22 protein-coding genes are annotated in these 22,217 nt (G+C 35.1%); 4 read left to right on the top strand and 18 right to left on the bottom strand.

Annotated elements, in window-relative coordinates; all coding sequences use genetic code 11:
- Positions 1 to 44: 44 nt before the first annotated feature.
- The 5 genes from CF599_RS11345 to CF599_RS11365 form a co-directional block, all read right to left on the bottom strand.
- Positions 45 to 752 carry a hypothetical protein gene (locus CF599_RS11345; RefSeq protein ID WP_121966138.1) on the bottom strand — a complete coding sequence of 236 codons (708 nt, stop codon included), beginning with the start codon at positions 750 to 752 and terminating at the stop codon, positions 45 to 47.
- A 967-nt stretch (positions 753 to 1,719) separates the two neighbouring features.
- The gene (locus CF599_RS11350; protein ID WP_121966139.1) at positions 1,720 to 2,226 is read right to left on the bottom strand and encodes a hypothetical protein; all 507 of its coding nucleotides are present in this window, start codon (positions 2,224 to 2,226) and stop codon (positions 1,720 to 1,722) included.
- A gap of 371 nt (positions 2,227 to 2,597) precedes the next feature.
- Positions 2,598 to 2,996 carry a cytidine deaminase gene (locus CF599_RS11355; RefSeq protein WP_121966140.1) on the bottom strand — a complete coding sequence of 133 codons (399 nt, stop codon included), beginning with the start codon at positions 2,994 to 2,996 and terminating at the stop codon, positions 2,598 to 2,600.
- Between the two features lie 13 nt (positions 2,997 to 3,009).
- Positions 3,010 to 3,861: a GNAT family N-acetyltransferase gene (locus CF599_RS11360; RefSeq protein WP_254050287.1), complete on the bottom strand. Its 852-nt coding sequence runs from the start codon at positions 3,859 to 3,861 to the stop codon at positions 3,010 to 3,012.
- 158 nt (positions 3,862 to 4,019) lie between these two features.
- Positions 4,020 to 4,586 (bottom strand): GNAT family N-acetyltransferase, encoded by a 567-nt coding sequence (locus CF599_RS11365; RefSeq protein ID WP_121966141.1) that lies wholly within the window; start codon positions 4,584 to 4,586, stop codon positions 4,020 to 4,022.
- A gap of 474 nt (positions 4,587 to 5,060) precedes the next feature.
- On the opposite strand from CF599_RS11365, the gene CF599_RS11370 reads away from it, so the two are divergent.
- Together CF599_RS11370 and CF599_RS11375 are read left to right on the top strand one after the other, a co-directional pair.
- The gene (locus CF599_RS11370) at positions 5,061 to 5,276 is read left to right on the top strand and encodes a hypothetical protein (RefSeq protein ID WP_121966142.1); all 216 of its coding nucleotides are present in this window, start codon (positions 5,061 to 5,063) and stop codon (positions 5,274 to 5,276) included.
- Positions 5,266 to 5,559 carry a type II toxin-antitoxin system RelE/ParE family toxin gene (locus CF599_RS11375; RefSeq protein ID WP_121966143.1) on the top strand — a complete coding sequence of 98 codons (294 nt, stop codon included), beginning with the start codon at positions 5,266 to 5,268 and terminating at the stop codon, positions 5,557 to 5,559. Before CF599_RS11370 ends, CF599_RS11375 begins: the two co-directional genes overlap by 11 nt.
- Positions 5,560 to 5,610: 51 nt before the next feature.
- On the opposite strand, the gene CF599_RS11380 is transcribed toward CF599_RS11375, so the two are convergent.
- The 3 genes from CF599_RS11380 to CF599_RS11390 all read right to left on the bottom strand — a co-directional run bounded on the left by CF599_RS11380 (position 5,611) and on the right by CF599_RS11390 (position 8,739).
- Positions 5,611 to 6,234 carry a carbonic anhydrase gene (locus CF599_RS11380; RefSeq protein WP_121966144.1) on the bottom strand — a complete coding sequence of 208 codons (624 nt, stop codon included), beginning with the start codon at positions 6,232 to 6,234 and terminating at the stop codon, positions 5,611 to 5,613.
- A 2-nt stretch (positions 6,235 to 6,236) separates the two neighbouring features.
- Complete coding sequence (locus tag CF599_RS11385; protein WP_121966145.1) at positions 6,237 to 7,778, bottom strand: SulP family inorganic anion transporter; 1,542 nt, start codon at positions 7,776 to 7,778, stop codon at positions 6,237 to 6,239.
- Between the two features lie 658 nt (positions 7,779 to 8,436).
- Complete coding sequence (locus tag CF599_RS11390; RefSeq protein WP_121966146.1) at positions 8,437 to 8,739, bottom strand: hypothetical protein; 303 nt, start codon at positions 8,737 to 8,739, stop codon at positions 8,437 to 8,439.
- A gap of 127 nt (positions 8,740 to 8,866) precedes the next feature.
- On the opposite strand from CF599_RS11390, the gene CF599_RS11395 reads away from it, so the two are divergent.
- Positions 8,867 to 9,616 (top strand): metallophosphoesterase, encoded by a 750-nt coding sequence (locus CF599_RS11395; protein WP_121966147.1) that lies wholly within the window; start codon positions 8,867 to 8,869, stop codon positions 9,614 to 9,616.
- A gap of 127 nt (positions 9,617 to 9,743) precedes the next feature.
- Here CF599_RS11395 and lpxD read toward each other — a convergent pair whose 3' ends face one another.
- The 8 genes from lpxD to kdpF form a co-directional block, all read right to left on the bottom strand.
- Positions 9,744 to 10,745: a UDP-3-O-(3-hydroxymyristoyl)glucosamine N-acyltransferase gene (gene lpxD, locus CF599_RS11400; RefSeq protein WP_121966148.1), complete on the bottom strand. Its 1,002-nt coding sequence runs from the start codon at positions 10,743 to 10,745 to the stop codon at positions 9,744 to 9,746.
- Between the two features lie 356 nt (positions 10,746 to 11,101).
- Positions 11,102 to 12,811: an ATP-binding protein gene (locus tag CF599_RS11405; protein WP_121966149.1), complete on the bottom strand. Its 1,710-nt coding sequence runs from the start codon at positions 12,809 to 12,811 to the stop codon at positions 11,102 to 11,104.
- The gene (locus tag CF599_RS11410; protein ID WP_121966150.1) at positions 12,808 to 13,938 is read right to left on the bottom strand and encodes a sensor protein KdpD; all 1,131 of its coding nucleotides are present in this window, start codon (positions 13,936 to 13,938) and stop codon (positions 12,808 to 12,810) included. The genes CF599_RS11405 and CF599_RS11410 overlap by 4 nt, the downstream gene beginning before the upstream one ends.
- Positions 13,939 to 15,030 carry a porin gene (locus tag CF599_RS11415; protein ID WP_121966151.1) on the bottom strand — a complete coding sequence of 364 codons (1,092 nt, stop codon included), beginning with the start codon at positions 15,028 to 15,030 and terminating at the stop codon, positions 13,939 to 13,941.
- A 1-nt stretch (position 15,031) separates the two neighbouring features.
- Positions 15,032 to 15,592 carry a K(+)-transporting ATPase subunit C gene (gene kdpC / locus CF599_RS11420; RefSeq protein WP_121966152.1) on the bottom strand — a complete coding sequence of 187 codons (561 nt, stop codon included), beginning with the start codon at positions 15,590 to 15,592 and terminating at the stop codon, positions 15,032 to 15,034.
- Positions 15,593 to 15,599: 7 nt separating this feature from the next.
- On the bottom strand, positions 15,600 to 17,615 hold the full coding sequence (gene kdpB / locus CF599_RS11425; protein ID WP_121966153.1) for a potassium-transporting ATPase subunit KdpB: 2,016 nt from the start codon (positions 17,613 to 17,615) through the stop codon (positions 15,600 to 15,602).
- 3 nt (positions 17,616 to 17,618) lie between these two features.
- On the bottom strand, positions 17,619 to 19,313 hold the full coding sequence (gene kdpA / locus CF599_RS11430; protein WP_121966154.1) for a potassium-transporting ATPase subunit KdpA: 1,695 nt from the start codon (positions 19,311 to 19,313) through the stop codon (positions 17,619 to 17,621).
- A 102-nt stretch (positions 19,314 to 19,415) separates the two neighbouring features.
- Positions 19,416 to 19,493, bottom strand: a complete 78-nt coding sequence (gene kdpF / locus CF599_RS20075; protein ID WP_080694226.1) for a K(+)-transporting ATPase subunit F — start codon at positions 19,491 to 19,493, stop codon at positions 19,416 to 19,418.
- Positions 19,494 to 20,081: 588 nt separating this feature from the next.
- Here kdpF and CF599_RS11445 point away from each other — a divergent pair.
- Positions 20,082 to 20,627, top strand: a complete 546-nt coding sequence (locus CF599_RS11445; RefSeq protein ID WP_121966155.1) for a hypothetical protein — start codon at positions 20,082 to 20,084, stop codon at positions 20,625 to 20,627.
- A 218-nt stretch (positions 20,628 to 20,845) separates the two neighbouring features.
- Here the strand turns inward: CF599_RS11445 and CF599_RS11450 are convergent, their stop codons facing one another.
- Positions 20,846 to 21,556 (bottom strand): DUF3307 domain-containing protein, encoded by a 711-nt coding sequence (locus CF599_RS11450; RefSeq protein ID WP_121966156.1) that lies wholly within the window; start codon positions 21,554 to 21,556, stop codon positions 20,846 to 20,848.
- Positions 21,544 to 22,149: a SatD family protein gene (locus CF599_RS11455; RefSeq protein ID WP_121966157.1), complete on the bottom strand. Its 606-nt coding sequence runs from the start codon at positions 22,147 to 22,149 to the stop codon at positions 21,544 to 21,546. Before CF599_RS11455 ends, CF599_RS11450 begins: the two co-directional genes overlap by 13 nt.
- Positions 22,150 to 22,217 lie beyond the last annotated feature (68 nt).

The following is a 22,217-nucleotide window of genomic DNA, read 5'->3' on the forward strand; positions in this document are numbered from 1 at the left end:
TTAATTCTTCTTTAATCCGCTATTACAAGCTAGAAATATACATGCTATACTCTCCTCATTAATTTATATTCTCGTTTAAAACTTTTAGGATTAAGATCTATTAATTCCCATTGCTCTAGATCAGCTAATACCTTGCTAAAGTTCTCTAATGCTTGTTCTTGCGTCCACTCTTGAGGATAGCGAAACCCTTCAAAAAAGACATCTTCTATAACAGCCTCAAAAGAATGATCAAAATCAGTAAATCCTCCATAAGTTAATGCTACATTTCCTATCCAATTTATTCTAAACTGATCTTGTGTAGTTTTAGCAAATTGAATCGTGTGATTAGCACAAGTATCGTGTCCTAGTAGATAAATACTAAAGGCCAAATCATCATAATCCACATCATCTCCTAAAGGCAACGTATCTAGCTTAAAAATGTGATTCTCTACTCTTGAGAAATCAAACTTATCTCCGCCTGCATTTAATAAAATCCCTTGTTCATCTGACCAATACGATGATGACATAGTACAGCAGTGGTAATTATCCCATACTATCTTTGACTTCCACTGTACATCACTAGTGTACTCTCCTTCATCGTCTTCGTCCTCATCTTCCTCCTCGATATCCTCTTCTTTACTATAATAATCATCTGTTTTTAAATGTAGATCAAACCACAGTTTCAGATCTTCATCTATTCTCCCAAACCAACTGAATTCCTTAATGTCGTGTGCATATGGATAAGCACTATCTATAAATCTTATTTCTTTCATCACTATATAATTTCTTTATGAATCACTTCATATAACTGATCAAAGGTATACTCCTCTCCTTTAAATTCAAATACTGATTGATTAAAATTAATCTTTAACCTTAAATCTGTATTTCCATCAGGATAGATTCTAAAACAGAATTATTTAACTACTTTGCAAAACTATGTAAACTAAAATACTATCCTTGATCTCAAGGAACTTTTAGGCAAAAAAGACCAAAAATGACTACTTTTTGCCTAAATTGACCATTTTTAATTATTACAAACAATTGATTTTCAGTATTTTAATACACACAAATCACACCTTTCTTCGGAACGCCTGCGGAAGAATCCAACAATTGTTCGGAAAGAGAGCCCTTTTTCCGAAGAACTACCAAAGCGTTCTACAACGCCTCCCGAACAAACCCTCTGATATACCCTTTCAATCCTAGTGTACATAAGGGATTGGAGATTTTATATAATTATTTGTGTTTTAAGACCGAATAGGCATAATTAGCCAAAAAGTGGTAAAAAGTGGCGTTTTCTTCCCTAGGTACAAAATACTAACGATAATACCCTGACCTTTGCAAGAGTCTTGAAAAGGGTAAATAGAATTAGTTAACTACAAAAACATAACATAGTCCTCACCAAAGTAAAATAGAGACGAAATTCGTCTATCTCCACTATTGTTTCATTTGGTGATACGTGAGGTATTAGTGAGGTATTCTTGCTGAGCGAGACCTTCTGAGCAAGCATTATTCACTGATACTGCACTTATTCGGCACATATCAGGAAGGAGTTGTTCTATTGTAGGATTTACTTTAAAGATATTTACTCTTTTCAAATGAGGATATATTATTGTTAGGTATATATGTCTAAGAGGACAATAAACAAAAAAAACAGCTAACTAAATTTACATCTAGCTAACTGTTTTTCATACTTATATTACTTATTATTTACTGATTCTTTTGGTTACAACCTCCTAGTATCTACAATACTTTCTTATAGATAATTCTGATACTTGATACATTAGAAGAGTATTTCGCTATATCATATTGATCTAACTTGCGTTCGATGACTAACTGTCCTCTATCTAATACCTTCACATCATATACCTGATCAGCTTTTTGCTCTAAGCTTTTACTTATCCCTAAGTATAATTTAGTACCTATTAACTCCCATTGTCTTGGTGAACGTTCATTAAAGTAATTACCTTGTTTGTCTTTTTGGCTAGAAAAGTCAGTTTGTATAGTAATTCCTTGTTTGTGGTATTCAGTGATCTGTGCAGGGTAATTATGGCTATTAGACAAGTCCTCTCCTATCACATCACCTTTTTTATCAAGCTCTTGTTTCGTTATTAATTCCCATTTTCCCATTAAAAGAGAATTGCTCTTCCCTGCTTCAGTTACTTGTACATCATCACTTGAAGAACAAGCTGTAAAAGTTGCAGTTAACATCATTGCTAAAAGGATACTAAATAGTGTTTGCTTTTTCATTTTAATTTGTTGTTTTGTTTTTTATTTTCGGCAAATCTATTTCAAAATATGTGAACAATACTAAACAAAACACCCTTATATATTCACAATCAGCGAATAACAGTGTTTTATAACTAATATTTAACAATGTTGTTTTCTCTCAAATGTTAAATAATCAATTCATGAGAATTTTTAATTAAATAAACTTATTTTATTAGTGTATTCTAATCAAATAAAACCCAATAATCTACATTTCGTAAAACAATACTACAAACACGGATAACAATCCCTTCTTTATTACTTACCTATAAAGCACAAAAAAGACCTAGGTTATTCTACCTAAGTCTCGTTCTATATACTTCACTATTTACTCAAAATATGAGTTAACTCTTTTACCACTTTCTATTCATTCCCTTTTTCCAATCATATGGCATTAAAGATCCAAGGTTCACATATACCTCATTCTCCACTTCTACTATTGCAGATTCATTCTCTTGAGCTAGTTGTGTCATCAGTTCTCTACATCTACCACACGGAGGTACTGCATTGCCATCTTCCGTGACAGCCACTACACGTTTTATTTTATTTTCGCCGTGTTTTAGCATTTCTGCCACAGCTCCGTGCTCAGCACAGAACCCCATAGAGCATGCTGTATCAATACTTACTCCTGTATAGACATTACCATCTATCGTCTCTATCGCTGCTGCTACACTGCCATAAGCGATAAAATCGTTTAGTTCATTTGCTTTAGCATATTGAAGAGCTATCGCCTTTAGTTCTTTACTTTCCATATTCTTAGTTAAACTATAAGCTTCTCACCATCTCATGTTGAGTGATATAATGTTCTAAACCAACGCCTTTTAAAAACTCTATCGTATCAGTACCATTGTGATCCACATTAGTGATCAATAAAGGTTTGCGCAATGTAGTCATTACATCATTCATCAGAAGTTTGCCTATTCCCCTATTGCGATAAGCTTTAGATACAGCTAGTTGAAATATCTTTCCACTACTTTTATGATATGCAATGTAGCCAACTGTTTCATAATCGTATTTCGCGAGTTTAAAGCATACATCCTCTTTTATTTTATCTAGTACAGCTACAGCATTTTGCCAAGAAGGCTGTATATCCCAAAAAGCTTGAAGCTCCTCCCATATCACTTCCTCCGCAGTACTGATGGTGATATTTCTTACGGTATAAAGCACCTCATTAGGCTCTCCCTTAAAGCATAGCAAATCTCTATTAATAGTGTACCCTTGACTCTTATAAGCTCGGATTGCCTTATCATTTCCTTTGATTACCTCTAACTGTAGAGTACTATTAGCTGACTTTTCTTTCCATATTGGCAATACATATGTGTACATCTGCGCAACTAAACGCTGTCCTCTATAGTCAGGAGTCACTCCTGTACCCGCATTGTAATAACGAGTTAATCCATCTTCTGTGCGCACTCCTGTCAACATAAACGAAACAAGTATACCTTGATCAAAGGCACCTACTGAATAGATCATATCTATTAATTCACTATTTAATTTAAAGCGAAGGGCCTCTTCTGTTAGTTTTAATGGTATCACATAATCAGAGAATGCACTGTTAAATACTTCAACTAATTCACTAATACTAACTTCACTTAAATCGCGTATTTCTATTGCCATTCTATTCACTTTAATTTATTAATCATTCTCCACTAGTGGGCTAAACCCCCAATACTACAAAGCATTTCTACTTCATAGCTCTTTCATTAGCTCTTTAACCATACTATAGTATGCTTCAATCACTAATTTAGACCTCTTTTGTATAATTACCTTTCGTTTTATTTGTCTAACACATTTTCTGGGTTAAACTCACTCGCTAAAAGACCAAATACTACAGAATCTTCTACCATACCATTATTCACATAATGACCTCTTAATTGTCCTTCTTTTACGAAGCCCAATTTCTCAGCCGTCTTTAACGAAGCTATATTATCCGGACTGACGAATGCCTCCACCCTTGTTAAGCCCATCGTATTAAATCCGTAATCTAAAACAGTATTTAGCACTTCACTCATTACCCCTTTTTCTTTCCATTCTTCACTATATAACGCATACCCTATCTCAGCTCTATTATGCTCTAGATACCACGTATGGAATCCACAGTGTCCTATCACTTTATCTGAAGTTGTATCCATAATCAAGAACATCAAATACGATTTATTATACGTTCTAAAACCATATAGTTTCTTTGTTTTCTCTTCTGCTACTTCTTCACTTGGAATACCGATATAATAAAGCATTTCCTCATCCGTAGCTAACTTCAAGAATTCCTGATATGGCTCAGCCTCAAGTATCCTAAGTTTAAATCGTGTTGTATCAACACTGTCAAATATAAATTCTCTCATTTTTTTCTCATCAGTAATAAGCCTAAATATATAGCATAATTACTACTTTCTGTACTGCAAATTAAAAAAAGTAATGCTTCATCTTATATTTTTTTAGTACCAAGAGACATATTTATAAGCTGAATAGACAGTAATAAGTTGTAAAAAGCACATCGTTTAACAACAAACTACTCTATACAATGCTTTCCATACCCTATAATACACAACATCCAAATAAACAAAAATTAACTATATAAGGTAGATTAGAATTAAGCATGGTAGAACATAAGTAAAGAGCTATGAAGTAGAATTTCTTTGTAGTAGTTGGCTAACGCTTATTCTAGGTTAAAACATATGCAACAAATGAATAATCAATAAGTTAATGTTTGAATATGTTTAGTAATTTTTATAATTACATCTAAAAAACCAAAAAAAATAAATACCTTTGTAGAGAAGATAAAAAGTAAACATCACTAATTAACACCCCTTTTTATTATGATAAGCTATCATGTAATAATACCGGACGATAAAGACATCATATTTCAAGAGTTTCTTGATATAATCGGTGCAGATTATAGTGAGCAGATTAATGACTTTAATCTTACATTAGAACAACAAGACATCTTAGAACACAGAGTCGCAGAGCCTAGTACATCATACGTTCCGATTAATGACGCTCTAGAGAATCTATATAAAAAGTATGGACTATAGTGTAGTTATTCTTCCAAGTGCAATACAAGACTTAGATAATATACTTGAGTATTATTCCCTTTTATCAAAGCAAACTCAAGTATCCTTTAAAACGGAACTAGACAAAACAATCAAGATACTAAAGATTAACCCTTACTTTCAAATAAGGCAGAATAATTTACGTGGAATCTCAATTAAAAAGTTTCCGTATATGGTTCTCTTTAAAATTGATGGCTATAAGAAAGTAATTCACATCGTAGCTGTATTTAACACAAAACAAAGTACATCTAAATATCCCGTATAAAAAAGGGCATCTTCTTCAAGATGCCCTTTTTCTTTCTCTAATCAAATAACCTTAGCAGATCAACTCTACCTTACCACTTACTACATCGTAATAAGCTCCCACTACTCCAATCTTTTCTTCAGCAATTAGCTTCGTTAAAGAAGGACTCACTTCTTGTAGCTGTGCTACTATCGTTCTTACATTCTCTATTGTAACTAACTCTACTAATTCTGAAGCAGTTAAATCTTCTCCATTGTGTTTTGCTTTTACTCTATCTACCACAGGATGGATACGCTCTAAGATAGTATCTAACTTACCTAATGTCGTATGATTACAAGCACCTGTTACTGCACCACATCTGCTGTGACCTAATACCATAATAAGCTTGCTTCCAACCACATTACACGCATATTCCATACTTCCGATTACTTCATCTGTCAATACATTTCCCGCTATTCTCAAACTAAATATATCACCAATTCCTTGATCTAAAACGTGCTCCAATGGGGCTCTACTATCCATACAGCTCAAAATGACAGCGTGTGGATGTTGTCCGTCTTTGGTTTCTTGCAACTGGTGTAAAAAGTTACGGTTAAACTTTAAGTTGTTTACAAAGCGGTGGTTTCCTTCTAATAATAAATCTAAGCTTTGTGCAGGCGTTGTGTTTTCTAATATTTCTTTTGTAAATGAATTCATAATTATATAGTTTTTCTGTGTGATAAAATAATGTTCTGTTGATCTCCTGATACTTTGATTTCTTTGTGGAAACCTGTCGTTGTAATTAATATGTTTTTCTCTTTTGCTTTCACGTTAATAAAGTTTTCTATCAACTCCAAGACATCGATGTGGATGTACCCCATACGCTTAGCGTCAATCGCTAGGTGACAATCATCAGGCAATTGGTACAACCTATTCTTGATAGCTGTCTTATTTAAAAATGATACTTCCTCTGCTAAAGTCAACGTATATACTAATTGGTCTTCTTTTACAGAGCGCTGCATAGAAAAGGCTTTGCGGACATTACCGATAAGTAGAAACAAAACGCTGATTCCCATTCCTACCATTACTCCTACTAATAAATCTGTAACTACTACCATAATAAATGTGACAATAAATGGGATAAACTGCGTATAACCTTTATGCCAAAAGTGCATTGCTATAGCCGGTCTAGCAAGGTTATACCCTACCAAAATAAGTACTGCTGCTAAAGATGCCAATGGAATCATATTCAACACCAAAGGCAATGAAATAACAGCAATTAATAAAAATACTCCGTGAATTACAGCAGAAGCTTTATATAGCCCTCCTGCATTAACATTAGCAGATGATCTCACAACTACCGAAGTCATTGGCAATCCACCTAATAGTGAACTAAGGATATTACCAATACCCTGTACTTTTAATTCTCTATTGGTATTAGTATGGCGCTTTAATGGATCTAATCTATCCGTTGCTTCCACACATAATAATGTTTCAATAGATGCTACAATAGCTATTGTACCACCTATCATCCACACTGCTGGATTAACAAAACCTGTCCAATCTGGAAAAACCAAGATAGAAGTGATATCTGATAAGCTCTCAAACAGAGGTATAGATACCAATCTCGATTGATCAATCGCTAACGAACTTCCTGTTGCTACCCAAAACTGATTGATTAAAATACCTACTACAACTACAATTAATGCAGCAGGTAAGAAAGAGACTTTCTTAGTCCACTTCATTTTATTCCAAGTAAGCAATATCACTAAAGAAATAACTGCTATAATGATAGTTCCCATTTGAACTGAGGCAAAAGAAGTAATATCTCCTAATACTCCTACTCCAAACACTAATGGCAACTGCTTAATTAAAATTACTAATCCGATACCTGCAAGCATTCCCTCAATTACACTTGATGGAAAATAATTAGCGATTGTACCTGAACGCAATAGTCCCAAAACGATTTGTAATACCCCTGCAATTACCCCTGCAGTTAATAAAAGTTGAAATGAACCAAGTTCTGTTACCGCACCTAAGATAATAGCTGCTAATCCTGCTGCAGGACCACTTACACTTATATTTGAGTTACTTAATAACCCTACTACTATTCCTCCGATTACTCCTGATATAATACCTGATATCGGTGGAGCACCTGATGCTAACGCAATCCCTAAACACAGTGGGAGTGCTACTAAAAAGACCACAAGGCCTGGAGCAACACTTTTTTTCAGTGCTGCCATACTTATATTATTTGTCATTGTTATTTTACGCTTAAGTTTTCCTTTTTATACCTTAAATCTGCAGATAACATTTAAACGAGAATGAATTATACAATACAGAGCAAGATTAGTGATTAAAGCACACTACAGTGTGGTTTAAGAGCTAATTGAAGCTGTGTAAAGTAGAATTTATTCACAGTAAATGGTGGTTGCAGATTTAAGGTTATAGCCTAGATAAAGGCAATACAAATCCTGTTGATTGATTGTTACCAAAAAATCAAAGCGGTAGACATTGAATAATTCAATATCACAGGGCTAAAAAAGGAAATGATTAATTAACTAAAGTCTTCGTCATTGCGGACAATTAACACTTTTGCAAGGAAGACTTCTGTTACAACAAAAGACATCATAGGAGTCAGAAAGAAACATAGCACATGCTCTACAGTATATAAACCTAGCATTAGTTAGACGTTACAAAATAATCTACGCCATAGATTATTCATTAGCTCCCTAAACCACACGATTGTATGCTTAAATCACTAATTTGAACCTATATTGTATATTATCTTTCGTTTATCTATCTATCAAATATTCTAGGATAAACTGCATAATCATCCTTACCTATAAAATAGATAGATAAGTAACCTATAAAATGTCTTTTGTTATATTCTCTATTAGCGTTTACTAATAGGAACCACTAAACTAAGCGTTCAGGAGGGGGAGATAAGATATCGAATTCTTGTGATTCGTATACAAGTTTTAATTGAGAAAAGTTTGTTTCCAATCCTTCCCCTGCGTCAAATAAGTTAACCTCTTTAGAAGAGCTAAAGTCCCATAGGTGGCCTTTCTCTTCTTCTTCCGCATTGGTAATTGGTTTCTTGTTCTCTTCAGAAATTGTAACTGAAGGTATATCCAACTCAATACCCGCCAACACCGCAATAGTCGGCATAGCGATAAAGTTTACAAAGAAGAATAATACGATTAGTGATACATATTTCATAGGAACAAAAATAGTTTTTTTAGAAAAAAAACAATGCGTTGAGTTGTTAATTTTACTATAAAATAGTAGATATACTTCTAAGTGCAGATTCTCTACTTTATTGTTTATTTTTGCTTAAAAGGATAATATGAAAGTACAAATACTTAGTGATCTACATTTAGAGTTTGGTTATAGTACCTCTCTAAATTTTGACCAAGCAGATATAATTGTTTTGGCAGGAGATACGCATATAGGTATTAAAGGTATAGAATGGGTAAAAAAGTACATACCTAATAAAGAAGTTATCTATCTATTAGGCAATCACGAATATTACAAAGGGAGCTACCCTAAAACATTACATAAAATTCAAGAGGCTGCTATAGGTTCTAAAATACACGTATTAGAGAATAGCTGCGTAGATATAGGTGATACTCGATTTCACGGATGTACATTATGGACAGACTTCTCTATTTTTGGTAGTCCTGTTGAATATGGTATGCTTTGTCAGGAGAGAATGAATGATTATAAGCGCATTAAAAAAGACCCGTCTTACTCCAAGATAAGAAGTATTGATGTTTATCAGATACATCAGAAATCAATGCGTTGGTTAGAACAAAGTTTAAACACATCTACAGCATCTAAAAACATAGTAGTAACACATCACGCTCCAAGCCTACAATCTGTACCTGAACAGTACAAAAACGATGGAGTAACCGCTGCTTATGCCTCTAACTTGGAAAATTTTATTGCTGAACATCAACCGATATATTGGATACACGGACATATTCACACTCCTATAAATTACAACATTGGCACTACACAGGTAATCTGCAATCCCTATGGATACATAGATGACAAAGACAATGGCTTTAATAGGGAATTAATTATTGAGATATAAACAGCAAATCAGCATTATATCTTATATAATTCCCTTTTGTTTAGCTGTCTATCACATATTCTGGTATTAAAAAAGCGACTAACCTTTACAGATTAGTCGCTTGTATTTAAAATCTCTTAATAGAGAATTAGTTCTTCGTTCTATTGCTTACTAACTGTTTTAACGCAGCCCATTGTCTCAATGTTGTTTTTGCCTCTTGAGCAGGGTATCCCAATACTGTTTTACCAGCTTCAACATCTCCAGTAACACCAGATCCTGCACCGACTACAGCACCTTGTCCAATAGTAACGTGATCCTTAATAGAAGCACTACCACCGATTACGACAAAGTCTTTTAACGTAACAGATCCTGCTAAACCACTATTCCCTGCCATAATACAGAACTTACCTAACTCACAGTTATGTCCTATCTGAACAAGGTTATCTATCTTACAACCATCTCCGATAATCGTAGCACTGAACTTACCTCTATCAACACAAGAGTTTGCCCCTATCTCTACATAGTTACCGATAACTACATTACCGATTTGAGGTATCTTAACTAAGCCTAACTCAGGAGAAGGACAGAAGCCAAAACCATCTGCTCCAATCACTGCATTAGGGTGTAAAATACAATTATGTCCAATATGAGTGCGTTCACGCACAACAACACCTGACCATAATATCGTATTATCTCCAATAGTACTATCATCTAATACAGTTACATTAGGATATATCTTTACATTTTTACCAATTACTACATTCTCACCGATTACACAACCTGCAGCTATTTTAGCTCCTTCTCCGATCACAGCAGTACTGTCTATCGTAGCATTAGGATGAATATCTGTTTTAAATACAGGCATCTTAGGTGCAAATAACGTAAGTAACTTCGCTAATGCTAAATCAACGTTATCTACTTTTATAAATGCTCTATCAATACCTGGTAGAATAGAAATATCTTTATTTACAATAGCTATAGGAGCTTTTGATTCACCCCACAAGCGTTCGTACTTCTTATTACCAATAAATGAGATTTGGCATTCCTTTGCTTTTTCCAACTGTTCAGCAGTACTAATTTGTTTTAATGTACTTCCGACAACAACGCCATTTAAAACATCGTTCAATTCAGTTAAAGAGTATGATTTCATAATTGTAAAATAAAGTTTATGAGTTTTGTTTAATTAAAACGAAGAAAAGTAAAAAATGTTACACCACAAAATGAAATTAATTTATTTTTATCAACAAGTAACTGTTTTTTATTCAAAAAAGGTAGATTACTTAAAAATTAAATAGGCTAAAGCGGTAGTATTTTGATTAATATTAAAAATAAGACAAATAATATCTACATTTTAAAAGATATCTGACATTTTACTTCATTTATTTAAGAATACACAAATTAACATTCTTCCACACAAATAAGTACAAATAGATTTGTAAAAATATGATTAACTCATCAAAATGTTGAATAAATAACTAGCTTGGCAATAAAACAAGATACCTCTTATTACATACTAAACGTCAATACAAACTCACTCCCAACACCATATTCACTATTTACTGTAACTATTCCGTGTTGTGCTTCTATGATTTCTTTACTAATAGAAAGTCCTAATCCTGTACCTTCTTTATGTGTGCCTGGCACTCTAAAGTAACGATCAAATACACGCCCTAAATATTCCGGAGGTATTCCCATTCCTTCATCCTTCACTTTTATGATGGTATGAAATTCGTCTTGTGTTACATTAACCTCAACTATTGATGATTCGTGAGAATAATTAATCGCATTAGCAATAAGGTTCGTCAGCACCCAAGTAGTCTTATCAGCATCTAATCTAACCTTGTCTATTAGTTCAGGTAGTTTTACATTTAAGGTTATATTCTTTTGCTCTGCCTGAATATGGTTTGCCTCCACTGCATACTGCACGATTTGCGCTACCTCAGCTGGCTTCATATTCATACTTATTTTTCCACTTTCGATTTGAGTAAGATTAAGTAATTCGGAAGTAATCTTTAATAATCGCCCTGCATCATCTTGAATACTGTCTATTAGTGTGCTCTGTTCTTCATTCAAATTGCCTATTCGCTCGTTTTTCAACAACTGTAAACTCATCTTCATAGAAGATATTGGTGTTTTAAATTCATGAGAAACGGTAGCAATAAAACGTGTCTTAGCCGCATCTAACTCCTTAAACTCTGTGATATTTTTTAAAATGATTACGTGCCCAACCAATTCTTTGTGTTCCTCTCCTGTAGGTGTAATCTCAATGTGTAAAAACTCCTTGTTAAAGTAGTTCTCCTTATCATTGTGAATAATCTTTAATGGTTCTTTCTCTGTCTGCTCTACATTCATTTCCTTTAGCAGCATACGCATTAGATCGTTGTAGATAGCAATATCTTTACTACTCTTACCGATCATCTCCTCTTCTGTTAACCCCAATACTTTACACGCCTCCTCATTCACAAAGATTACTTGCATATTCTCGTCCAACCCTATAACTACATCAGGCATATTGTTAATCAGAGCCTCTATCCTCTTCTTCTGACGCATTAGTTTTGCTAAATGGCTATTGTTGTATTCTTCTAACTTCTGTGCCATTGTATTAAAGGACTGTGCCAACTCGCCAAACTCGTCATTCTTATCTAAAAACACACGTTCTTTATAGTTACTACTAGCTATCTGCTTAATACTCATCGTCAGTTTCTGAATGGGATTAGCTATATTAGAAGGCAGGTTAATCAATAACCCTAATGCAATTACAAAACACGCTGTCCCTGCGATAGCTATCCATACCGTTGCCTGTACTGCAGTCTTATTAGCTAATTCACTCTTGAGTTCGATAGCGTGCATATTCATTTCCATCACCTCTATTAGCCATTCTCTGATCTGAAGCAAGTCTTCATTGCGTTGACCGTCTTTCTTATACGCTTCAAAATAGGTACGTAAGGTAGCATTCATCTCCTTTTCCCCCTCTTCTGTGGCATTGCCTTCTTGTTTCTTTAACTGCTCTTCAAATTGGGCTAAACGACTATCTCCGGACTTATCTAAAGCGCGTAACATACTCTTCGCATACAAAAGCGAATTATAGTTATCGTGTAGGATATTACGCGTATCAAGCTTTAGAAGGTGAATATACACTGCTGCTATTCCCCCTAAGAAAATAATAAGTGTAAATAAAAGTCCTAAACCTAAAGTTAGTTTTGTTTTAATTCTCATTTCGAAAAGATTATAATATCAATCGGTAAAGACGACAATTTCTTCAACAATTGATTAAATACATTAGTTGCCAAAATAATCTGATATAAACGCAGTCGGGGCTTGCCAATACAGATTGTAGTCACTTGTCGTTGATCTACCTGTATCATAATTGCTTTGGCTATATTCTGATGTTCACTCTTTATAATTTCAGCTCCCAATTCTGTAGCTAATTTAAAATTATTAATCAAATGTCGCTGCTTGTCTAACGCTATTTTATCAGGGTGTTCTTTAGGCGTCTGTACATAGAGTACATACCACTTTGAATTAAAATATCCTGCCAAGCGAGCTGTCTTTCTGATCACGATCTTAGCATTTCTGTCGTTCGAACTAATACACGCCATAAAGCGATTGGGTTTAGCAGAGATAGACATACTTACTTCACTTGCCACCTTATTCTCTACGTGAGAAGCCACCTCCCTTAATGCCAATTCTCGCAATTGCAAAATATTAGACGAAGTAAAGAAATTCTGCAATGCAGCAGGTACTTTATCCGCAGGATATATCTTTCCTTCTTTTAATCGTTCGATTAGATCGTCAGAAGTTAAGTCAATATTCACTACCTCATCTGCTTCTTGCAACACTTTATCTGGCACACGCTCTGTGACATCGATATTCGTAATGTCTTTTACTGCATTATACAGACTCTCTATATGCTGGATATTTAGAGCAGATATCACATTGATACCTGCCTCTAATATCTCCATTACGTCTTGCCAACGCTTTGCATTTTTACTTCCTGCAATATTAGAATGAGCTAATTCGTCAATAATAACTATTTCAGGGCGATCAGTAAGGATGGCTTCAATATCCAACTCCTCAATCATCTTTCCCTTGTAGAAAACCTCCTTACGTGGTATAATAGGCAATCCCTCTAATAAGGCGTGCGTCTCCTTGCGATTGTGAGTTTCTATAAACCCCAACTTCACATCAATACCATTTCGCTGCAAATCTCTTGCTTCTAATAGCATACGATAGGTTTTACCCACCCCTGCACTCATCCCTATATATACCTTAAACTTACCTCGTTTAGAACGACGAATAAGTTCTAAGAAATCTTCTGCACTTTGACGACTTTCTCTTTCCATCTACAACCGAATTGAAATACTACTTCCTATAAATGTTTGTCCTGTTACCTCTTTATCATTTCTCATAAAGATAGCATCTTTACTGTTCAAAGACCTTGCCTCTATTCGCCATAGCACCTCATCTGTAATCTGATAATCTACATTGACAGAATATCCCAAAGTCTGAAAGCCATTAGAGGTATCTGTACCTATAATTACTCCGTCTTTATCACAGTAATACTCAACTCTTGCAGCCACTCGCCACTTATCTGTTAGCTTATACTGCCCCATAACCAAAGGAGCATACCAATTGCTATATGCCTTACCGTCTTTCTCCTTTTGCTGAACACCAATATCAAACCCTGCCAATAACTTTAAGTTCTCATCCCATTGATAAGAAGCATATAGATTGTGAAAATAACGCATCTTACGCTCTACATCAGGTGTATCACTACCTATAAATGAACTACTGTTAATCATCCATTTGCTATTGGGTGTATAAGTTACCTGATGCCCCACTGCTATAGTAGAATTACCTTCAGGACGCTGAATACGTTGCCAACCGTTCATTACATTCAAGGCAAGCATCCACTTCTGATTTGGCGTTAAATAAGATAACTTAACCGCAGAAGAAAAATACGGAGAGTTCTCCGCCATCATACTGCGTGACATCGTCATAATATCTGCTCCTATATTACTCTCAAACCCTATATGCGAAGGCATAATCCCTGCATCTAACCACAACTCTCTTGTAGGAGATAGCTTTACTCCTATATTTGCCTCATAGATATTCTTTAATCCATCAGGTTCATTCACAAGGTTAGACTGTACATAAGTTCCTGCCATAAAGGCAAGGTTAGCCCGTACACGCTCTTTTGAATAGTTTAGTTTAACCATTCCGAAGTTAAGATTCACTTCATTATGTCTATTAAACGAATATAGAAAGTTGTTAAGTTGTCCTTTTTTAGGTTGGTTGAAGTCGTATGTATAATATAACTCCCCATACGCTTGTACTTTAAGATCATCTGTCCATTTGCGTTCTTGAGCTTGGGCTGATGAAATAGCAAGTGCACCGATGACAAGTGCACCCACTAAAGAAATTCTCTTCTTCATCTTATTTTAACGCATCTAATGCGATATTTAATTCTATAACATTCAGTTTTTTAGGTCCTAATATACCTAATAGTGGTTGTTGTGTTTGCTCTACCACTAATTGTTCTAAGCGACTTGCTTCAATTCCTCTTGCTTTAGCAATACGAGCGATCTGTACTTTAGCTCCTTGAACAGAGATATTCGGATCTAGACCACTACCACTTGCAGTAACTAAATCAACCGGAACATCTTCTTTCTTAACCTCAGGATTCTTAACCAAGAAGTCATCTATGCGCTGCTGTACAGTACCTAAATATTCTCCGTTGGTAGTCGCCTTATTACTTGCTCCTGAACCTGCTGCATTATAATCAACGGCTGATGGACGAGACCAAAAGTATTTATCTGAAGTAAACGACTGTCCGATGTTTACATAGTTCTTTCCGTTAGCGGCTTCAGTTACAAATCCTTCACCCGCATTAGGAGAAAGCTTTGCTATCCCCCACATCGTTAGAGGATAAGCACCACATAGCAGTACTAATAAGGCTGTGGTTAATATAATAGAGGGTAATAGATTTGTTTTCATTGTTTTATTACATAAATAGTGATACAAAAAGGTCAATTAGCTTAATTCCTATAAAAGGAACAATCACACCACCTAATCCATAGATTAGTAAATTGCGTCGCAATAGTGCACTTGCACCGATTGGTTTATACGCCACTCCTCTTAATGCTAAGGGAATTAAGAATGGAATAATAATCGCATTGAATATTACAGCAGATAGAATAGCACTTTCTGGGCTGTGAAGATTCATAATATTTAAACCTTGTAAAGCAGGAATAGCTGTGATGAATAAAGCAGGAATAATAGCAAAGTACTTCGCTACGTCATTGGCGATACTGAACGTAGTTAAGGTACCACGTGTCATTAGCAATTGTTTCCCTATCTCTACAACCTCAATCAATTTAGTTGGGTCATTATCAAGATCCACCATATTCCCTGCCTCTTTAGCAGCTTGTGTTCCGCTGTTCATCGCTACCCCTACGTTTGCTTGTGCTAAAGCAGGCGCATCATTTGTACCGTCTCCCATCATCGCTACTAAGCGTCCTTCTGCTTGCTCACGCTTGATGTAATTCATCTTATCTTCCGGTTTTGCCTCTGCGATAAAATCATCCACACCCGCCGCATTAGCAATATACTTTGCTGTCATTGGATTATCCCCTGTCACCATCACCGTCTTAATACCCATTTTTCTCAATCGGGCAAAACGCTCTTGTATACCTGGTTTTATTACGTCTTGTAGTTCTACTACCCCTAAAACTTGCTCGTTTTGAGATACCACTAATGGCGTACCTCCATTCTCTGCTACATTGCGCACACTTGTTGCCACCTCGTCAGGAAATATGTTACCTGCTTGTACACAGATATTCTTAATTGCATCTACTGCTCCTTTGCGTATGCGTATATCGTCATAGTCAATACCCGAACTTCGAGTCTCTGCTGTAAAAGAGATAAAGCGAGGGTTGTTTACTGTAAAATCTGTAGGATCTACACCTGCCAACTCTATAATAGACTTCCCTTCTGGTGTATCATCACTTAGTGAACTCAAGACTGCTGCTTTAATCAGTACATTCTTATCGACACCATTTGCAGGATGAAAATTTGTTGCCTTACGGTTACCAATAGTAATCGTACCTGTTTTATCTAATAGCAACACATCTATATCTCCTGCTGTCTCTACAGCCTTACCACTTTTAGTAATCACATTTGCTCTTAGCGCTCTATCCATCCCAGCGATACCGATAGCAGATAATAAACCACCTATCGTAGTAGGGATTAAACAGATATAAAGTGATATCAGGGCACTAATCGTAATTGCTACATTAGCAAAGTCCGCAAAAGGCTTCAACGTAATAATCACAATAGTAAACACTAAGGTAAAACCTGCTAATAAGATTGTCAAGGCTATTTCGTTTGGCGACTTCTGTCTGTTCGCTCCCTCTACTAAAGCAATCATCTTATCAAGAAAGCTTTCTCCTGCCTGAGCAGTGACACGTACCTTAATACGATCTGACAATACCTTGGTACCTCCAGTTACAGAACTCTTATCTCCTCCAGCTTCTCTAATCACAGGAGCACTCTCTCCGGTAATAGCACTTTCATCTATGGTAGCTAAACCTTCTATGATCTCCCCATCTGCTGGAATTATATCTCCGGCTACACATACATAGACCATTCCTTTTAGTAAAGTAGAAGACGATACTTGTGAACCATCTTCTAATGTTGCAGGCGTTTCCTCTCTTGTTTTGCGCAAACTATCCGCTTGCGCTTTTCCTCTTGCTTCAGCGATAGCCTCAGCGAAGTTGGCAAACAACAGAGTCACAAACAACAATAAAAAGATGGTGAAGTTGTATCCAAAGCTACCTTGGCTTGTTTCACCTAATAATATCCATATACACACCCCTAACATAATCGCTGTTCCTATCTCTACAGTGAACATCACTGGATTGCGGAATAGCGTTCTTGGGTCTAACTTAATAAAAGCTTCTTTTAATGCTTTCATCACTACCTCTTTTTGAAAAAGAGCTTTATTATTTTGAGTTGCCATTTTCTATAAACTTATTATTGTAAAATAATCAGCAATTGGTCCTAAAGTCAATACTGGGAAGAAAGCTAATGCCGCTACGATTAAGATCACGGTAAGCACAATCAATCCGAATGTTGAAGTATCTGTTGGTAGTGTTCCTGCACTCTCAGGTACATAGCGTTTCTGTGCTAAACATCCGGCTAATGCTACTGGCCCAATGATAGGTAAGAAACGTCCCATTAGTAAGATAATACCTGTCGAGAAGTTCCACCAAGGAGTATTATCACCAAGTCCTTCAAATCCACTTCCATTATTGGCTGCAGAAGAAGTGTACTCATACAGTATCTCACTAAATCCGTGGAACGAAGGATTGTTTAAAGTCTCTCGTGTCAAATCAGGAAAGGCTGCTGCCAATGCTGTACTACTTAAAATAAGCAGTGGGTGAATTAACGCAATCACCATCGCTATCTTCATTTCCTTTGCTTCTATCTTCTTACCAAATAACTCAGGTGTTCTCCCCACCATCAGACCACTGATAAACACTGCTAATACAATGAATACAAAGAAGTTTAGGATACCTACTCCTACACCACCGTAGAAGCTATTAATCATCATTGCCAGTAGTTCATTCATTCCCGATAGCGGCATAGAACTATCGTGCATAGAGTTGACCGAACCAGTAGAAATAACGGTTGTCACTATACTCCAGAATCCTGATGAAGTAGCTCCTATACGTACTTCTTTTCCTTCCATAGATCCGATAGAGTTATCTATACCCATCGCAGTAATATTAGGATTACCTCCTGCTTCCATCAGCACGTTTGGTACTGCTAGACATAAGAATCCTACTGTCATTACCCCAAACATCATCCACGAGAATCGCTTGCGTTCGATATAATACCCAAAGGCAAAGATCATTGCCAATGGAATAATCAACTGAGCGATCATCTCAGTCATATTAGTCAAGTAAGTAGGGTTCTCAAAAGGGTGTGCAGAGTTTGTTCCAAAGAATCCTCCACCATTTGTTCCCAAGTGTTTAATGGCAATAAAAGGAGCCGCAGGTCCACGAGAAACCTCTACTTGTTGTCCTTCTATTGTTGTAATAGTATCTTTTCCTTCAAAAGTCATTGGTGTACCTTGAAAAATCAAGATAGCTGCTACAACAACACTTAGAGGTAATAGAATACGAGTAATCGACTTCACAAAGTATACATAGAAGTTCCCTAATAGTGTAGTTGTTTTGTGTTTAAATGCCTCAAACACTGCTACTGCAGCAGCCATTCCTGTTGCCGCACTTACAAATTGTAAGAACATTAACCACATTTGTGTCAAGTACGTTACTCCTGTTTCTCCTGCGTAGTGTTGTAAATTACAGTTGACTAAGAAAGAGATTATCGTATTAAACGCTAAGTCAGCAGGCATACTTGGATTGTTATCAGGATTAAGAGGTAACGAGCCCTGTGTCATTAATAAGATAAATCCCATCACAAACCAAACAGCGTTAATTGTTAGTAAGGCTACTAAGTGCTGTTTCCAATTCATTCCCTCTTCAGACTTAATCTTACTGCTCTTGTAAAACAGATTCTCTAAAGGCGACATTATGCCGTCTAAGAAGGTAGGTTTACCTGCGTATACCTTTGCTATATATTTCCCTAAAGGAATTGAAATCCCGACTGCCACTAAGAAAGTGACAATGATTCCGATCATTTCTGTATTCATTATAATTAATCAATTAATAGTAATAGTTGATGTACTAAATACACGGTGCTAAACACCATTATAAAAATCAATAAGGCTGCCCCTATTTCCTTTTGTATTTTCTTAGAATTTTTCTGGTTTAAGTAAGACATAACACAGATAGGCAAATACTGCCAAAGCAATAATTAATAATAGAATCATTGGTTGTTGAATTATAGATTGTCAAAAAACTGAATGGCTTTGTAAAACAAGGCAAAGCACACAACGCCTAAAACGATACACGCTAAAATTGTCATTGATAATATATTTAAGTTAGGTTTGATTGTTTATTATAGCTCTTACAGCTAATTCTTTTTTAACCCTGAATAAGTGATAGACAGATAAACGAAAAGTGATTATACAAAATAGGTCTGAATTAATGATTAAAGCATACTGTAGTATGGTTTTAGAATTAATGAAAGAGCTATGAAGTAGAATTGCTTTGTAGTATTTGGCTAACGCTGATTCTGGGTTTATGGCGTAACCGTTTGTTACGCCTGCTTTGTAATGGGTATAGTGTTTTCATTAGGTATTGTTTTGCCAATGTATAAGCGAATGGCGTACCACTTTGGCACAAAAAACAAACATCACTATCAATCAATCAGTTATAAAAACTTGGCACAGATGCCAAAAAAGAAACCCTATCGTTTTGATAGGGTTTTATGGAGTGAACCTTTCATTTTGAAAGGCTCTCACTTTATATTATAAGACTAAATAGATATACAAATTCTTTTTCTTTATTTTTGGGATATGAAAATAGGAAAGAGATTTAACCAATTGACCTTAGAAGAATACTTCTATTTTATCGATAATTATAAAAAATATACAGATTTTAATACTCTTGGCCTATATCGGTCAATAATAGAAAATGAACGACTAAGTACTGCTGATAAAGTAACTGTTCGAGAGTATGCTAATAAGTTATTTCAAAAATATTATGCGTTTTTACAACTAAAAGATCCTTTAGTTTACTTTGAATTATCTACAATAGAATTAGATCTAACTAGTGGAGATAAAGATAAAATATGGAATGATATTCGAAATAATCAACAAAAAATATTAACTGATAAGCGTATTAAACATAGAAACTTCGGTGATTACTCAAAACATAATTGTGGTATAGAGTCTTGTGTTTATAATGGGATGATGGTAAAGCAAAACTCTGTCTTATCAGAAGGAAATATGCATTTTAAAGGAGATAAGAATAAATATCAGAAACAACTAAAATCAGTAAAGATTAAATCTCAACGTAGAGAACAAAAACAAATTGTAACAAGAGAACTTGATATAGAATAGTCCTTTATCTAAAAGAAAAGAGCTCAAAAAACACCTACCTTGATAGAACTTTTTCCCTGTTTGTAATAACTACTTTAAAAGTAACTTAACATACATCAGCAAATGAAAAGTGTTTCATAATTATCATAATGATTACGTGCAGTATGATACATTCTCATTCTTTAAGGTATAAAAAAAGCTCCCTAATTAGGAGCTTATATATATCATAAAAATATCTTTTAAAGCGAAATAACAAAACTATACAGTAACGCTATCGCGATTCCCAATCCAAAACTCATAAGGGTTCCAATCAAGATATACTCTGTCAGTTTAACTTCTTTATTTGCTTTCAAGTCTCCAAACCTAAAGATAGACTTAGCAGCTAATAGAAAACCTATTCCCTCCCAACGTTGCAATACCACAAATAAGAATATAAATAAACGTTCTAGGATACCAATATACTTTCCTGCATTAGCTAATCCATTACTAGGTACAGTAAAATTTAGAAGCTCTATCAGTTTCTTAATAATAATCGGAGATGCATATACTAATAGTACTATTGCACTATATAGTGCTAAAGCATTCTTACCCATTATTATCGTCCAATCTATCTCAAAAGGATAATAATAGTAAACAAACAAAGCAATACTAATAGCGTGTAGTCCTTGATCAATGAGTAGTACCTTAATTGAGTTTAGTTTTTTTGACAAGTACGTTTTAGTAAATATATCAATCAATAAATGCAACATAGATAATATCCATACCCCAATGATATACTTCTCTTCAAATCCTGTAATAACCAATAGAGCAATAAAATGAATAGCAGTATGCTTAAGTAAGGCAGGAGACTTAATCCCCTTATGTTTAATATCGGCTACCATTTTATTTGTTTGCAGTACAAAATCTCCTATTAAATGAGCAAATACTACTTTGATGATTAAGTCAAGCATAATGTTACTTTATTAGAATATAATTTTAGAATATCTATTACCTCTTCATAAGCAGCTCTTTTCAGAGCCTTACTAACTGTAGTACTGTCTTTATTCATCAATACAGCTATTTCTTTCTGCAACATATTCCTATTGCTCAGTGCATAAAAGACTGTTTCGGCAGTTACAGGTTTCCATTGATCAGCTATAAAACTAATCAACCCTAAGATAGGATTAAAATAATCGTCAAACTCTTTATTATTTGTCTTTATACGCAAAGTCTTATCCTTTAACTCTTCAAATGCTTCTCCCGAATTAATAAATGCTTGCCCATAAGACTCTATTACTTTCTCAGAAGTATAACCTTGTTCACCTATGCCTATGCTCATTCTCACATCAAGATTACTGATGTGTTTAATTAGAGCCTTAATCATCAAAACAAGTTCAAAAGCCTTCTCTATCGTTGTTTCTATCTGAAAGCTATCTCCTCTATATATCTCCCATTTAGACACGTCATTAATGCTTGTTTCTAAAAAAGACTTCAATTGAGGTTGCCATTCCTTTGGATCTACACTCCTCGAATTTACTATATCGCCTGTTATAACTGCTATCATAATCTTACATTTCTCTATACAAATATATTAAAAAAATGGCCTAAAAAGGCCAAGTTATATAAATTGGC

The organism is Myroides sp. N17-2, from assembly GCF_002286775.1.
In the GTDB taxonomy this organism is placed as follows: domain Bacteria; phylum Bacteroidota; class Bacteroidia; order Flavobacteriales; family Flavobacteriaceae; genus Flavobacterium.